Source organism: Nonomuraea sp. NPDC005650, assembly GCF_040605375.1.
Lineage (GTDB): Bacteria > Actinomycetota > Actinomycetes > Streptosporangiales > Streptosporangiaceae > Nonomuraea.
This window is the reverse complement of sequence record NZ_JBEXCR010000045.1, coordinates 66,032-79,757: the sequence shown is the minus strand read 5'-3', so window position 1 is coordinate 79,757 and position 13,726 is coordinate 66,032. Positions and strand designations below refer to the sequence as shown.

At 72.1% G+C, this 13,726-nt stretch carries 15 protein-coding genes; 5 read left to right on the top strand and 10 right to left on the bottom strand.

What is annotated here, in order from left to right; translation table 11 throughout:
• The first annotated feature begins 5 nt into the window (after window positions 1–5).
• Window positions 6–455, top strand: coding sequence for a nitroreductase family deazaflavin-dependent oxidoreductase (locus ABZS69_RS52210; protein ID WP_355388097.1), 450 nt, complete (start codon window positions 6–8; stop codon window positions 453–455).
• Between the two features lie 62 nt (window positions 456–517).
• Here ABZS69_RS52210 and ABZS69_RS52205 read toward each other — a convergent pair whose 3' ends face one another.
• The 3 genes from ABZS69_RS52205 to ABZS69_RS52195 all read right to left on the bottom strand — a co-directional run bounded on the left by ABZS69_RS52205 (window position 518) and on the right by ABZS69_RS52195 (window position 2,213).
• Window positions 518–679 carry a hypothetical protein gene (locus tag ABZS69_RS52205; protein WP_355388094.1) on the bottom strand — a complete coding sequence of 54 codons (162 nt, stop codon included), beginning with the start codon at window positions 677–679 and terminating at the stop codon, window positions 518–520.
• A gap of 99 nt (window positions 680–778) precedes the next feature.
• Window positions 779–1,648 (bottom strand): CU044_5270 family protein, encoded by an 870-nt coding sequence (locus ABZS69_RS52200; RefSeq protein WP_355388092.1) that lies wholly within the window; start codon window positions 1,646–1,648, stop codon window positions 779–781.
• Window positions 1,641–2,213 carry an RNA polymerase sigma factor gene (locus ABZS69_RS52195; RefSeq protein ID WP_355388089.1) on the bottom strand — a complete coding sequence of 191 codons (573 nt, stop codon included), beginning with the start codon at window positions 2,211–2,213 and terminating at the stop codon, window positions 1,641–1,643. The genes ABZS69_RS52200 and ABZS69_RS52195 overlap by 8 nt, the downstream gene beginning before the upstream one ends.
• A 125-nt stretch (window positions 2,214–2,338) precedes the next feature.
• Here ABZS69_RS52195 and ABZS69_RS52190 point away from each other — a divergent pair, with 125 nt between their 5' ends.
• Window positions 2,339–3,568 carry a hypothetical protein gene (locus ABZS69_RS52190; RefSeq protein ID WP_355388086.1) on the top strand — a complete coding sequence of 410 codons (1,230 nt, stop codon included), beginning with the start codon at window positions 2,339–2,341 and terminating at the stop codon, window positions 3,566–3,568.
• A gap of 7 nt (window positions 3,569–3,575) precedes the next feature.
• Here the strand turns inward: ABZS69_RS52190 and ABZS69_RS52185 are convergent, their stop codons facing one another.
• On the bottom strand, window positions 3,576–4,277 hold the full coding sequence (locus ABZS69_RS52185; protein WP_355388083.1) for a hypothetical protein: 702 nt from the start codon (window positions 4,275–4,277) through the stop codon (window positions 3,576–3,578).
• Between the two features lie 205 nt (window positions 4,278–4,482).
• On the opposite strand from ABZS69_RS52185, the gene ABZS69_RS52180 reads away from it, so the two are divergent.
• The gene (locus tag ABZS69_RS52180) at window positions 4,483–5,130 is read left to right on the top strand and encodes a 1,4-alpha-glucan branching protein (RefSeq protein ID WP_355388080.1); all 648 of its coding nucleotides are present in this window, start codon (window positions 4,483–4,485) and stop codon (window positions 5,128–5,130) included.
• Between the two features lie 22 nt (window positions 5,131–5,152).
• Here ABZS69_RS52180 and ABZS69_RS52175 read toward each other — a convergent pair whose 3' ends face one another.
• Window positions 5,153–5,995, bottom strand: coding sequence for an alpha/beta fold hydrolase (locus ABZS69_RS52175; protein ID WP_355388194.1), 843 nt, complete (start codon window positions 5,993–5,995; stop codon window positions 5,153–5,155).
• Between the two features lie 137 nt (window positions 5,996–6,132).
• Here ABZS69_RS52175 and ABZS69_RS52170 point away from each other — a divergent pair, with 137 nt between their 5' ends.
• On the top strand, window positions 6,133–6,351 hold the full coding sequence (locus ABZS69_RS52170) for a TetR-like C-terminal domain-containing protein (RefSeq protein ID WP_355388077.1): 219 nt from the start codon (window positions 6,133–6,135) through the stop codon (window positions 6,349–6,351).
• A gap of 97 nt (window positions 6,352–6,448) precedes the next feature.
• On the opposite strand, the gene ABZS69_RS52165 is transcribed toward ABZS69_RS52170, so the two are convergent.
• The 5 genes from ABZS69_RS52165 to ABZS69_RS52145 all read right to left on the bottom strand — a co-directional run bounded on the left by ABZS69_RS52165 (window position 6,449) and on the right by ABZS69_RS52145 (window position 13,045).
• Window positions 6,449–6,799, bottom strand: a complete 351-nt coding sequence (locus ABZS69_RS52165) for a hypothetical protein (RefSeq protein ID WP_355388074.1) — start codon at window positions 6,797–6,799, stop codon at window positions 6,449–6,451.
• A complete protein-coding gene (locus tag ABZS69_RS52160; protein ID WP_355388071.1) occupies window positions 6,799–10,704 on the bottom strand; it encodes a hypothetical protein in 3,906 nt (1,301 codons plus the stop codon). Before ABZS69_RS52160 ends, ABZS69_RS52165 begins: the two co-directional genes overlap by 1 nt.
• A gap of 35 nt (window positions 10,705–10,739) precedes the next feature.
• Window positions 10,740–11,597, bottom strand: coding sequence for an FG-GAP-like repeat-containing protein (locus tag ABZS69_RS52155; protein WP_355388068.1), 858 nt, complete (start codon window positions 11,595–11,597; stop codon window positions 10,740–10,742).
• A gap of 138 nt (window positions 11,598–11,735) precedes the next feature.
• Window positions 11,736–12,593: a hypothetical protein gene (locus tag ABZS69_RS52150; protein ID WP_355388065.1), complete on the bottom strand. Its 858-nt coding sequence runs from the start codon at window positions 12,591–12,593 to the stop codon at window positions 11,736–11,738.
• A 68-nt stretch (window positions 12,594–12,661) separates the two neighbouring features.
• Window positions 12,662–13,045: a peptidase inhibitor family I36 protein gene (locus ABZS69_RS52145; protein WP_355388062.1), complete on the bottom strand. Its 384-nt coding sequence runs from the start codon at window positions 13,043–13,045 to the stop codon at window positions 12,662–12,664.
• Window positions 13,046–13,212: 167 nt separating this feature from the next.
• Here ABZS69_RS52145 and ABZS69_RS52140 point away from each other — a divergent pair, with 167 nt between their 5' ends.
• Complete coding sequence (locus tag ABZS69_RS52140) at window positions 13,213–13,413, top strand: hypothetical protein (RefSeq protein WP_355388054.1); 201 nt, start codon at window positions 13,213–13,215, stop codon at window positions 13,411–13,413.
• Window positions 13,414–13,726 lie beyond the last annotated feature (313 nt).

Below are 13,726 nucleotides of genomic sequence, written 5' to 3'. Positions count from 1 at the left end.
ATGCCATGCCTCTTGTGGGCGAGTACGAAGCCAGCCCGACGCAGTGGGTACGCGAGCAGGTGGAGCTGTACGAGAGCTCCGGCGGTACCAGGGGAACGACCCTGAGGGACACGGGATGGGCGGTCGTCTTGCTGACCACCCTGGGCGTCAAGAGCGGCAAGATCCGCAAGACGCCGCTGATGCGGGTGGAGCATGACGGCCGATACGCGGTGGTCGCCTCGCTGGGCGGCGCTCCCAAGCACCCCGTCTGGTACTTCAATCTCCAGGCCCATCCCCTTGCGGAGCTTCAGGACGGTCCTGCCAAGCAGGACATGAAGGCCCGTGAGGTGACCGGCGCGGAGAAGGCCGAGTGGTGGGAGCGTGCGGTGGCGGCCTATCCGCCGTACGCCGACTATCAGGAGAAGACGGACCGGGAGATCCCGGTGTTCGTGCTGGAGCCGGTCGAGAGCGACTGACCACGCCAGGTCCGCACAGGTGGGACGCACCTGTGCGGACCTGCGGATCACTGCTCGGTGAACTACCAGCCTCTGGGGTCGGGGTGGCAGACGCCTCCCGGGCAGGTGATGGGCGGGTTGTAGTAGTAGCAGTCGGTGGTCGCGCGCCCGCCCGCGCGGACGCCGTACATCCAGTAGTTGCAGGTGGCCAGGTCACGGTAGGGGCCGTGCGAGGCGCCCAGCACCCCCGCCGTAGGCGCGCTCGCCGCATCATGGCGATGATCGTTGTCGTCGAGCTGTCGTACCGCTGTCTCCGGGCGGGTCCAGGCACCTCGACCGGCGCTTCATTCGGCGGGAAGCCGGTCCACCCATTCGGCGTCGATCGTCACCCCGCCCTCATCGGTGGACATGACTCCTCCGGTGAGAGGGACCCAGACGGGCGTGTCGCGAACCCTCGCGGTGTCCGGGTCCACGACCACGGTGCCCGTACCGCCGGCCAGCGGAATCTGCAGCCGCCGCCCGCCGTCGGCCTCGCCCAGGTCCACGACCCCCGGCCGCGAGGCGAGCGCCCGGTAGGCGGCCGCGCGGGTCCGGGGCGGGACCGGCGCCTCACTGATCAGCGAGACCAGCGTCTCAACGGCGAAGCCGTCCAGCTCGGCAGCGCCCGGCGATCCCGCGCTGGTACGGAGGCCGGCCTCGGCCACGGCCGACCGCAGCCGGGCGTACAGGGCGTTCTCGTCGTCAGGCAGCCGCCGCAGCTCGTCGAAGCTCATGCTCAGCGCCCCCACCCTGAACGGCTGAGGCCCTCCGGGGAACTCGAAGAGCTTGCCCTCACCTTTGAGCCCCTCGCCTTTGAGCCAGAACCGGCCGTCCCGCCGATACCAGTACTCCGCTTTCGGATGCCCCTCATGGGTGACGGTGATGTGCCAGTACGTACCGGAGCCCTCCGGAGTCCGCTGCGCGGTGGCGGCGGCGACCAGCAGAACGTCCCGCGCGCTCCCGGTCGACGGCGGGGCGTCACCGGAACGGCCGGGCACGATCACGAATGCGGCGGCGGCGGCCGCCGCGGCCACCGGGACCAGCAGCCATCGCGCCCGCCGCGCGGGACTCCGGCGGCGCATGCTGGAACGCAACTGCCGGCGCCCCCGGTCGACCACCTCGGGAGACGGATCGGGCTTGGCGAGCAGGGTTCGGATCTCGCGCAGGTCATCCACGGTTGTCCTCCTTGGCCATCGACTGGTGGATCTTCTTGCGAGCACGGTTGAGACGGGAACCGACGGTTCCGTAGGAGATGCCGAGGGCATCGGCTACTTCCTGGTGCGTGAGCTCCGCCAGGTAGCTCAACGTCAACACGTCGCGCTCGCCCCGGTTCAGCGTGGCCAGCGCCCTGGCCAGGCGGGGGCCCATGCGTTGTGCCGTGACCGTGTCGACCACACGGCCCTCATGGCTGTCTGCCGGAGGATCGGCACTCGTACGGGCCAGTGCCCGGTAGTGGCGGGCCTCTTTCCTGCGGTGGCGGGCCATCAGGTTCGTGGCGATGCCGAACAGCCACGGCCGTACCCCTCCGCGGGTGGGGTCGAAGCGCTCCCGGTCCCGGAAGGCCAGGCAGAACGTCTCCGCCGCGATGTCCTCCCCGGCCTGCACGTCGAGGCGGCCGGCCACGTACAGGTACACCTCGCGGAAGTAACGGTCGTAGACGGCCGTGAACTCCTCCGGATCCAGCCGGAAGCGGGCGACGAGTTCGTCGTCGTCCATGTGCTCGCGCGACTCGGTCGTCACACTCTCACCCTTCTGCGAACGGTTGTCACCCTCCCTTCGCCGCACCCCGGATGAGCTTTCCCACCGCCCGGCGGGGTCCCCACCCCGCGCTGGCCGGCCCTCAAGCCTTGCACATCAGGTGATCTATGGGATTTCCTGACCGGGTGAGCGCCGAGCCGTCGTGGGTGCGGGCCTGGACGGGTGGGCTGCCGGCCGTCCATGTCGGCAACGCGGCCGAGTTCAACGCCGCCTTCGGCGGGATGCCGGCCGGGCGTGACCACTACTCCTGCCTGGCGGCCTTCGCCAGTCCGCGGCCCGCCCACATCGTGCTGCCGCTGCCCGTACCGGAGTGGTGGGTCGGGCACCTGGCCGAGACGCTGGGCTGGGGCGAGGTGCGGGTGCGCGGCGGGGTCGCGGCGGACGGGCGGGTGTCGGCGGCCCTCGCCGGGCTGCCCGAGCTCGTCTCGCCCGAGGTGGCGGTGCTGACCTGGGGGTACTCGCCCGCGTTCGACCGGATCCGGCCCGCTCCTGCCGGGGTGCTGGAGTGCATCCGCCGCTTCGAGTCCAAGCGCGGCTCCCACGAGCTGTTCCGCGAGCTGGCCCCGGACCATCGCGGGATCCGGATCGCGGCACAGCGCCGGATCGCGACGCGCCGGGAGCTGAGGCGGGCGGCCATGCCGTATGTGCTGAAAAATGAGTACGGAGTGGGCGGCGCCGGCATCCAGGTCGTGACCACGTCCCCGCCGCCCCGCAGGGTGCGCGGCCTGCTGCTGGAGGAGTACATCGCGGGCGTCGCCGACCCCACGTTCGACGCCGTCATCGCCGCCGACGGGCAGGTACACCCGGTCGGTACGGGCACGATGGCGATCGACGGCACCCGCTACCAGGGCGTCACCGTCGGACCCGGCACGCTCCCCGCCGGGCAGGCGCGGACCGCGGCCGCGTTCGGCTCCGCCGTGGGCGCGGCGCTGGCCCGCCACGGTTACCGCGGCTGGTACGACGTGGACTTCGTGGCCGACCCGGCGGGCCTGCTGGCGCCTACCGAGATCAACCTGCGGCTCACCGGCCCCTCAGCGGCCTTCACCGTTCAGACGGCGCTGGACGGCCTGCACGGCGCCGGGCACCTGGTGCGCACCCTGGACTGCCTGCCGCTGGGCGCCCGGCTGCCGTCGACCGCGCTGCGCGAGCACGTCACCCGGCTGGCCGCACGCTGCCGGGAGCTCGGTGCGATCCTCCTGGTCACCATTCCGACCGCCGCGTTCGACCCCGTTCCCTACCTGGGGATCGCGCTCGCCGCCCGGACGCTCCGGGAGCTCGACGAGGCGGAGCGGGCCGTACGGACCGCCAACGAGGCGCTCGGCGCCATGTTCGTCTGACGCGGGTTCACCGCCGCCGGCCTGAGACGAAGGCGACGAGGATCGCCGCGGCGATCATGAGGGTGACGTTGAACCCGTAGACCAGGGCGGCCTGTTGCGGCCAGTCGGTCTTGGCGGCCAGGCGGTAGAAGTTGTCCTGCGGCCACCACGCCACCAGCAGCCAGACGAGCGCCAGCCAGGCCGCCGTGGTCAGCGGCGCGGAACGGCCCAGCCGGGCCAGCGCCGAGCGGCCCCGCAGCAGAACCATCACGCCCAGCCCGAACGAGGCCCACTCGAAAAGGTAGAGCCCGAAGAACAGCGCCGCCCAAGGCAGCGGCACCCCGGACAGGTCGGTGGAATAGGGCCAGAAGACGTTGGTGGTCCCAAAGGCGAGGAATCCGAACAGGAGCGTGCCCCCGACCATCAGAGGACCGCTCCCGGCGGTCACGAAGCCGGCCTTGCCGCCCGCGGGTCGCTCTCCCTCCGCCACCGGCAGGGGCAGGGCCGCGATGTCGATCTCGCCCTCGGGCGTGCGCGGCAACTCGGGCACCACCGCGACCACCTCGGGCAGCCGCCGCCGCGGCACGAACTCCGTCAGGAACTCCTTGATCCGCGCCCCGTCCGCCTCGCCGGCCACGACGTAGGCGATCAGTTGCTCGCCCTCGACCACGACGCACTCGGTCACCGCCGGGTGCCCGCGTAAGCGCTGTTCGAGCTCGTCCTCGGTCAAAGTCGCCCCCGTCCGTCCGCGATCCGGACGCCTCGGGCGCCGAGGGTAGGTCGTTGCCCGCGAGGTCCGCCGCCAGGCCACCTGGCCCGTCAACCAACGGTACTCCGCTCAACCACTGAGATCACCGGCCGGTCCTCGTCACAGGCGGCCGCCAAGCCTGGGAAAATGTGAAGGTCGTCCCCTTCAACGGAAGAGAACCATCGGCATGGCCGTCATCCACCACACCGTCCTCACGCCGACCAAGCTGGAACTGCTCACCTCCTGGCTGCCCTCGCGGCCGTGGTACCAGAGGGGCGCTGGCGAGCCGGAGTTGGCCAAGGCCGGCGGCTTCCGGCTGGACGACCCCCAGGGCGAGGTCGGGATCGAGTTCCTGGTGGTCACCGACAGCTCCGGCACGCACCCGGCCGCCTACCTGGTGCCGCTCACCTATCGCGGCGCCCCGCTCGACGGGGCGGAGCACGCCCTCGTCGGCACCATGGAGCACGGGGTGCTGGGGCGGCGCTGGGCCTACGACGGCTGCCATGACCCGGTGCTGGTCGCCCAGTTGCTGGCCCTGATCGAGGGCCGGGCCCAGGCCCAGGACCAGAACGCCAGCGACACCCCGGACCGGGAGGTCACCCGCTCCTACCTCGGCCCCGCCCTCACGGGCTTCGCCGCCACCGCCGTCGACGACCACGAGGGCACCGAGCTGCCCGCACCGGACGGTACGGTCCTCCGCCTGCACCGGGTCCTCCGTCCCGCTCCTCTCCTTCCGCCGGAGGCGACCGGCCACGTCGCCGGCTCCTGGAGCCTGCCGGACGGCACCCGGGCGCGGGGGCTGTTCGCCGTCCTGCACACCGGCCCGCGCGCCTGAGGGTCCTACGTGTGGGACGTCCTTATGGGACGTTCGCGCGGATCCAGTCCAGCGCGGCCGGCGCCGAGCGAAGGACCGAGATGTGGCCGTCGTCAGGGAAGGTCCGCAGCTCCGCCGGAGGGCAGTGCCGGGCGAGCCATCTCCCGTGCGAGCTGGGTATGACGCGGTCCCGGTCGCCGTGCACGATCAGGGTCGGCACCGCGATCCGCGCGGGATCGCAGCCCCATGGACGCACGTACGCGAGGTCGTCGTCGATCAGCCCGCCCGGGCCGCCCTCCACCGCCGGGCCGACGACGCCGCCGAACCAGGACCAGTCGCCTTCCAGCGCGGCATGATCGGCCGGCGTGAACATCTCGGGGTCGTACCCGGCCGACGCCTCGTGCCGCTCCTTGGCCGCACGACCCGCGCGGGCGGCGCGCAGTGAGGCCTGGCCGGAGTCGCACATGCCCGCGAACCAGTCAAGATCCTCCACCCCGTACGGCGCCGGCCCGCACACGCCGACGGCGGCCAGGACCCGGTCCCCGAGCAGGGCAGCGCAGGCCAGGGCATGCGGGCCACCGCCGGAGTGCCCCATGACCGCGAACCGGCCGATGCCCAGCGCGTCGGCGACCCTGGCCGTGTAACCGGCGGCCGATGCGAGGTCCCGGCCTGGCGAGGGCGTCGAGCGGCCGTACCCGGGCCGGTCGTACGACACCCAGCGGATGCCGAGCCGCTCGGAGGCGGGGAAGAGCGGTTCCGGGGGAGTCCCGATGTTGGGCGTGCCATGGTGCCAGAAGACGGTCAGCCGGTCGGCCGCGCTGCCCGGGTGGGTGTCGTAAACGTGCAGGGTGCGGTCGTCGCCGAGGTCGAGGTCCAGTTCCTCCATCACGCCGCGAGCCTAGCGACCGGCGCGGGCTTCGGCGGTGATCTTCAGGTCGTGCAGCCAGACTTCGAGACCTTTGCCGAGGAAGTCCGTGGCGAGGGGCACGTCGGGCGGCGGACGCGGCGACGATCGCGGGGTGGATGTCCTTGGACAGGCTCGGCGCGCCGTCGGGCCGGGTCAGCCAGACGACGAGCGTGGACGGCCACCCCGCCCCGCCCGCGATCCTGCACCGGGCCCTGAGCTTCTGGACCCGGCTGCACGGTGTCCTGTCGCTGGAGCTCGCCGGCCACTTCGCCGGGACGGGATTCGACCCGGCCTTGCTTTTCGCGGCCGAGCTGGACGACCTGCTGACGGCCTGAGCAGGGGCGGGCACGCGCCCGCCCCTCAGTCGGCAGGCTCGGGAGCCGCGGCGGACGGCTCCCGAGCCGAGTCACGGCCGGCGTGGACGGGACGTGCTCAGGTGGCCTCCTCGTCCGCGGCGGATCTGGCCACGTCCTCGGCCATGAGGGCCAGGACCTTGACATGGCCGACGGTGAAGCGCCGGGCGGGCTCGGGCTGCGTGAGCGCCAGGCCCGACTCGGCCGCGGGGACCAGGTGCCCGCGCAGGGAACGCATGATCTGCGCGCGCCCGGCGTCCGGCAGCCTTCGCAGGTCGACGGCGCCGAGCTCGGCGCTGAGGACGAGTTCGAGGTGTTCCCTGGTGGCCGCGTCGTCTACGGCCTCCAGGAGGCGTTCGACCACCCACTCGAACAGCCCGTGCGACGCGCTCCACGCGTACTCGTCGGAGACGATGATGTCGTTCGCCATCAGCCACCCACGATGAAGACGTTCGGCCCCAGCGGTTCGATGAACGCCTTGACCTCGGCTATCTGCGCGGGCGTGAACTGGGAGACGTCCACGGGCACGAATCTCGCCTTCGACAGATGCGAACGGATCTGATCCTGCAGCGCCGGCCATTGCCTCTCGAAGAACTGCGCGCCGAAGTTGCCGACCGCGTCGTAGGAGCGCCGGTACTGGTCGAACCAGTCCTCGCTCGTTCCCGTCGACCGGGTGAGCTGTACTCCGCGCTCTGATTCGATGCGGAGCGCGGTCTCCATCTCGCTTCTCCTGAACGTGGCGGTCGCCTGGTCCAGCCCCAGCGCCCTGCGGCGGATCAACTCCATCAACTCGGCTCTGAGGCTGTTGAGCGAAACACTAGCGCCTTCGAGTGCCTCGAGCTCGGCCACCGCCTGCGCCTCGAGTCCGAGCACGGTCCCCTGTTCGAGGCCCTGCTCGGCCTCCAGGCCCGCCACGGCCTCCTCGGCGCCGACTCCGGTGCGCACGGAGTTCCGGAAGGCGACCACGCTCTTCGCGATCTTGCCGATGATCAGCGGGCCGAAGATCTCGCCGGCGACCCAGGCACAGCCCGAGGCCTTGAAGTTGGCGCAGTCGATGAAGTCGCCGAGCACGGCGTGCACCAGGTTGTTGAACGACTCCTGGATCACCTTCCGCACGTCCATGTGCAGCGTGCGGTGCTCGATGAAGTCGACGTCCTTGGCCACCAGGTTGTCGCGGACGCAGTCCGCTTCGGACGTGCTCGTCAGCTGGCACGTCAGGACGTTGTAGTACACCGTCCCGTGGATGTGCAGCGGGATGTCGATGTCACAGGTCCCGTCGCCGCCCCAGCCGGTGGTGCACGACCCGCTCCAGGAGTCCACGGTCAGGTCGGTCGACACCTCCGTCAGCGCGAAGCCGCCGTCCCAGGTGACGATGCGCTGGCTGTCCCGGGTTCGCTGGCGCGCCTGCGCTTCGGCCCTGATCGCCGCGGCCTGCGCCTCCTCCGCGCTCTGCCGCGCGTTCTTGGCGGCTTCCTCCGCGGTGGTCGCGTCGGCTTCCGCCTTGGAGGCGACGTCGCGGGCGGTGGCGGCGTCCCGTTCCGCGGCGCCGGCGGCGTCGCGGGCCGAGGCGGCGTCCCGTTCGGCCTCGTCGGCCGAGTCGCGGGCGTCACTGGCGTAGCCTTCGGCGGCGGTGGCGGCCGAGTCGGCTGCCGCGGCGTCGGCGGTGGCCTGGCGGTCGTACTCGACGGTGTTGGCCTCGGCCTTCACCGCCGCCTTGGCCGCCGCTGCCGCCTCGGCCGCCGAGGCCCGCGCCTGGGCGAGGGAGGCCACGGCAGAGGCCGCGGACTCCGCCGCGTCGGCCGCCGCGGTGGCGGCCGCCTTGGCGTCGGCGTCGGCCTGGGCCGCCAGCGCCTTCGCCTCGGCGGCGGCCTTCTTCGCCTGGGCGGCCTTGGCCTGGGCGACGGCGGCCTGCTGGGCGGCGAGCGTCTTGGATGCCTGCGCGGTCAGCACGGCCAGGCCCGCCGAGGCGTCGGTCTCCTTGTACGGGGAGCCGAGCTCGATGGCGTCGTTGGCCGGCTTGATCACCTGGGAGGCGGAGTCGCGGGCGGCCAGCGCCGCCTGGGCGGTGGCGTAGGCGAACCCGGCGGTCTTGACCGCGCTGACGTGCGCGGCGTCGGCCTCCTTGCGCGCGACGACGGCGTCGGCCCTGGCCCTGACCGCGTTGGCCACGGCGGTCTTCGCGTACTCCTCCGCGTCGCGGACGTTGATGGAGGCGTCCCACGAGGCCTGGATGGCGTCGGCCGCCGCCGCGTGGGCCTTCTTCACCGACGCGTTGGTGATCGCCACGTCGCGCTGGGCCGCGTCGGAGGCGGACCGGGCGCGCGCCGCGGACGCCTCGGCGCGCGTGGCCGCCTCGCGGGCCGCGCTCGCGGCCGCGGTGGCCTGGTCGGCGGCGGCGCGGACGTTGGTCGCGGCGGTCGTCGCCCGATCGGCCGCGGAACGCGCCTGGGTGGCGGCGGTCCTGGCGCCCTCGGCGGCATCGGTGCCCTCGGCTGCGGCGGCGTACGCCTCGCGGGCGGCGGCCTTGGACAGCAGGGCGTCCCGGCTGCTCTCGGCCTCCAGGGCGGTGGTACGGGCCGCGGCCGCCTTCTGCTCGGCCTCCAGCGCCGCTTCCTTCTTCTCGGAGGCCGTGGCACCGGCGCCCTGGGCGGCGCTCAGCGCGTTCGCGGCGTTGGCGCGTTCGCTCACGGCCCTGGACTCGGCGGCGGCCGCGTTGGCGCGCTGCTCGGCGGCGATGTTCTTCTGCCGCTCCGCGTTGTCGCGCTCGGCCTCGGCGATCTCCCGCTGGGCGCGGGCGTCGGCCGCGGCCGCCTTCGCCGTCTGCTCAGCGGCCTCGGCCCTGGCCTGGGCGTTCTTGGCCTTGGCCGCGTTCTCCGCCGCCAAAGCCGCCTGCGTCGCCGCGCCCTCGGCGGCGGCCTTGGCCTGCGCGGCCGCCTCCTCGGCGGCCATCCGCCGGAACTCCGCCTGCGAAGCGTGCGCCTGCGTCTCGGCCAGCGCCATCAGCGTCTTGCTGTCCGCGGCCGACGCGCGGGTGGCGTTGCCCGCCGTCTCGGTCGCCTTCGAAACGGCCAGCGTGGCGGCGGCAGAGGCCCGGGTGACCTGCACCGCCTGCTGGCCGTACAGCAGACCACGGCCCCGGGGCAGCCCGGCGGCGTCGGCGATCGCGTACGCCGCCTGCTGGGCCGTGACGGCGGCGGCGGCATGCCGCTGCGCCGACTGGGCGGCCCGCGCGGCCACGTACACCCGGCCCAGCGCCATCGCCTGGGCCTTGACGACGTCGGTCTTGACCCTGGCGAACTGCGCCGCACTCGGATAGGACAAATCGTCCGGCGACTGCTTGAGCCAGTACGCCTGCCAGTCGGCCAACCGGCTCGCGATGATCGACTGGCCCAGCGCCTCACCCAGCGCTTGGGAGGCGACCTGGAGGTCGGCGGAGGCCTCGGCCTCCTCCTTCAAGATGGTGTCACGCTGAGCGCGCTGCCCGTCGACCTCCTGCTGCCACTCCTGCGAGGCGGCGGCGAACTCGGCGTCCAGCACCCGGTGCGGGTCCGGCGGGTTGGCGGTGGCGCAGGAGGCGTAGCGGGCCTTGAGGTTCTCGACGTCGACCCGGAACTCCATGCTGTCCGGATCGGGCGCACTGGTCGGGAACCCGCCGCGCTCCAGGAACGTCCGCGCGTCGTCGGCGTACATGGGGTGCATGAAGGTCATGTCCTCCCACGCCCGCCACCCCTCGTAGTCGTCGCCGTCCTCGGGATAACGCTCGGCGGCGATCTGCCTGGCCGCCTCCACGGACTCCTTGGCCGCCTCCGGCGTCTGGTCGGCGTAGAAATCGTCCTCGGCCTGCCAGAACTGGTTGCCGATCCAGGGCATCAGGCCCACTTTGCTGAACGGGTTGTCCTTCTGCTTGATCCACTGGAACTCGACATCCGTGTACCCCTTCGGGGGCGGCAAGGCCAGCGACTCCTCCCAGACGTAATGCCGGTCGCCGAGCTCGTCCAGCTTGGCCCCGGTCCGCTCTTCGTCCTGGTCGAAGGCGGTGTGCAGCGGGGTCGGCGGGTCGGCCCGGTACTCGTCGGCGGCGTTGCGCAGCAGGACGTCGTCGGTGCCGCCCAGCCCGGCGCGGGCCACGGCCTTCATGTCCTGGCCGCCCTTGCGCTGCACGACGGTGAGCAGGCACTGGGCGGCGCGGACCGACGCGGCATGGGCGAGGTCGTACTCGGCGACCGCGGCGTTGGCGGCGGCGGGCAGAGGGACGACCTGCGCGCCGGCGATGACGGTGAGGGAGGCGAGAGTCGCGCGCAGCCATCCCGATAACCGCGATGTGGTGGTGAACATGGTCAGCTTTCAGCCGTGGATGGGGATGGGAGGACTCAGAAGAAGGCGTTGAAGGCGGTCCAGCCGGCGTTGCCGATCTTCTCCTTGGCGGCGAAGGGCGCCGAGGCGACGCCGGTGCCCTTGAACAGCCACAGCGCCCCGGCCGAGTCGCGGGCGATCAGGTCGGCCTTGCCGTCCCCGTTGTTGTCGCCGGTCGAGACCAGGGCGGTGTAGGCGTCCCAGCCGGTGCCCGCGCTGAGGCGGGCGCCCAGGATCTGGTTGGCGGTGGTGCTGCCCGTCCCCGGGTAGATGTAGAGGGTGCCGGCGGTGGTCCTGGCCAGCAGGTCGTTCTTGCCGTCGCCGGTGTAGTCGCCGTATCCGGCCAGGGCGTCCATGCCGTTCCAGCCGGCGGTCCCGGCCTGCACGCGCGCGGCGAGCCCGCCGTCGGAGCGGCCCGGGTACAGCCACAGGGCGCCGGCGGTGTCGCGGGCGATGATCTCGGGCGAGGCGCTGCTGCCCAGGTTGCCCGGGGTCATGATCAGGTTGTAGACGTCCATGTTCGAGGCGACCGGCATGGTCGAGGTGCCGCGTTCGGCGGTGTAGTAGAGCTCGCCGCCCAGGCGGAAGAACAGGTCATTACGGGTGCCGTTCTCCGAGGTGGTGGCGCGCAGGATCGCGGTCGCCGCGGCGAAGCCGCCGCCGAGGTCGACGGGGCTCTGCAGGCCGCCGGTGCCTTTGGGCTCGTAGGCGAGCAGGTGGCCGTCACTGGCGCGGCGGACGAACAGGGGGAGCATCGGCGCGCCCGCCGCGGCGGAGGCGGCGGGCGCGGTGAACAGGGTGCCCAGCACGGCGAGCAGGGCCAGCACGGCCAGGCTTCGGGCACGGGCCGACGCGCGGGGTAAGGGCTCGGACATTTGACGGGACCTCGCATGAGGAAGAGGTGAAATGATCTTCCAGGACGAACCCGACCGTTGCGTAAGGCGCTACCGGATCGCTTCCGGTCCGCTTCCGGCGGGCGGGAAGCGGTGGCTCACTGTTGCGGTGGGCGCCGGTCAGCCGCGGGCGAGGACGGCGCGGGCAGCCGCGAACTGCCGATCCTTGGTCGCCCGCAGCGCCTGGAACTCGGCGGGGTGAGCGCCGATGGCCTCGTTCTGGATGCGTTTCTCCGCGGCGGACCAGATGGAGACGAGGCCGGTCTTCGCCTTGCAGCGCACGTCCGCCTGCGCCGCGCGGATCTCCTCCTGGGAAGCGGGGCCGTCCTCCATCCACCGCTGGTCGGTGACGGCGGCGAGCGGATCGGTGTACTGCCGGCCCTGCTCCCGCATGCACGTACTCCAGGACCGGAAGACCTGGACGACCGCCGGATCCCGCTGGGACTGCTTGAAGGTCTCCGAGATGAGCCTGTTGAACAGGGCCCCGTCGGCCTGCGGGGCGCCCTGCTGCAGCTGGGCCTGCGCCCGGGGCAGGCAGCCGTCCTTCTCGCCGTACGCGGCCTGCCGTTCCTGCGCCGACAGGCTCCGCGTACGGTTCTCGCGCGCGACGGCACGCCGGGCCACGGTAGGGCGGTCCGGCGGGGCGTGATAGCCGAAGAGGCGGGCCATCTCCGGTTCGACGACACCGTAGCGGCGGCGGTTGGGCGGCTCCAGGTCCTCCGCCGCGCTCTGCGGCAGCGCCTCCCACACCAGGCCCCGCTGCCTCATGCAGTCGCGGACGAGGAGCTCCTCGGCGCCCTCAAGGATGCTGATGTCCGAGGGGGAGAAGTTGTACCGGTCGAAGGGGACGGTGAGCTCGCGCGCCTCCACCCCCGGTGGCGGCACCGGAACCGGTGGCTCCGTCGCCGCCGCCGTCGAACAGGCGGCCGTCGCCGCGATCAGCAGCACCCCGACCGCTCCCCACAGCCGAACGGGCATTCTGACTCCTCCCATCGGCCGTGGGCGCGCTGCTGGTGGCCGGCTTTTCGGGCGGCTGATATCGGGGCTTACGACTTGATGTACTTGAGGGAGCTGGCCTTGTTGTCGAACCCGTTGTTCGTCAGGTCGCCGTCCGAGGAGTGCGGGCTTGCCGCGTAGCCGTACGCGCCGGAGCAGTTGGCGGAGTCGTAGAGCTGCACCCGGGCACCGCTGGGGTTCCTCATGGAACTCGCCATGTTGTTCACGCGGAGGGCCTTGTAACACACGTTGTAGGCCTCGAACTGGAACTCCTCTTCCTTGCCCTTGAACTTGTCGTGCTCGTACAGGCAGAAGCCCAGCTCGCAGGAGCTCACGGCGGGGGTCGTGTCGGCCTGCGCGGTGGAGCCGGTCCCCACCAGGGTGGCCAGGGCCAACGCCACCACACCGGCCCTGCGCACCGTCACTCGCTCCATGACACCTCATTCTCGTGGGACCGAAATTCCTAAGATCATATGAGCCCGTTCGCCCGGCAGTGCGGGTGTTCGGAACATTTCGGAACGTGCTTCATCCCTTGTACGCCCTGAATGTCCGAGTCAAGGTGAAGGTCATCCAGCCATCCGCGCAGGGAGGAACCACTGCGATGACCGCAACGATCGCAAGACTCGCCGACAACCTGCTCCAGCGCCTTGTCCCCAGAGCCGAGGCCGCGGCCGCCTGCAACAGCTGCCCCGGTGGGTGCTACCTCCAGTGCTGCGTCCTGGGGGCGCGTCCGACGTGGGTCCAGTGCTGCCCGAAGGTCGGCGGCAGCGGCTGCACCTGCACCACCCGGGGCGACTGCTGACCGATGATCCCGACGGCCGTCACCCGTGCCGGGCACGCGGTGACGGCTGAGCCCTCAGGAGAACGCATGGACTATCTTGCCGCCGGATCCCGCTGCGTCATCGGCCTCGTCTTCGCCCTGTCGGTGCTGGGCAAGCTCCGCGACTGGACGGCGTTCACGCGCATGACCGCCGTGCCGGTGTTTCGGCGTCTCCGACACGCCGCTGGGCGCCGCCCACCTCGTACGCAACGGCCTGCCGGCCGCATTCGCGGTGATCGGGCTGGTCGCCGTGCCGCGGTCGACGGACCCGGTGCCCGCCGCCGGGCTGGCCGTC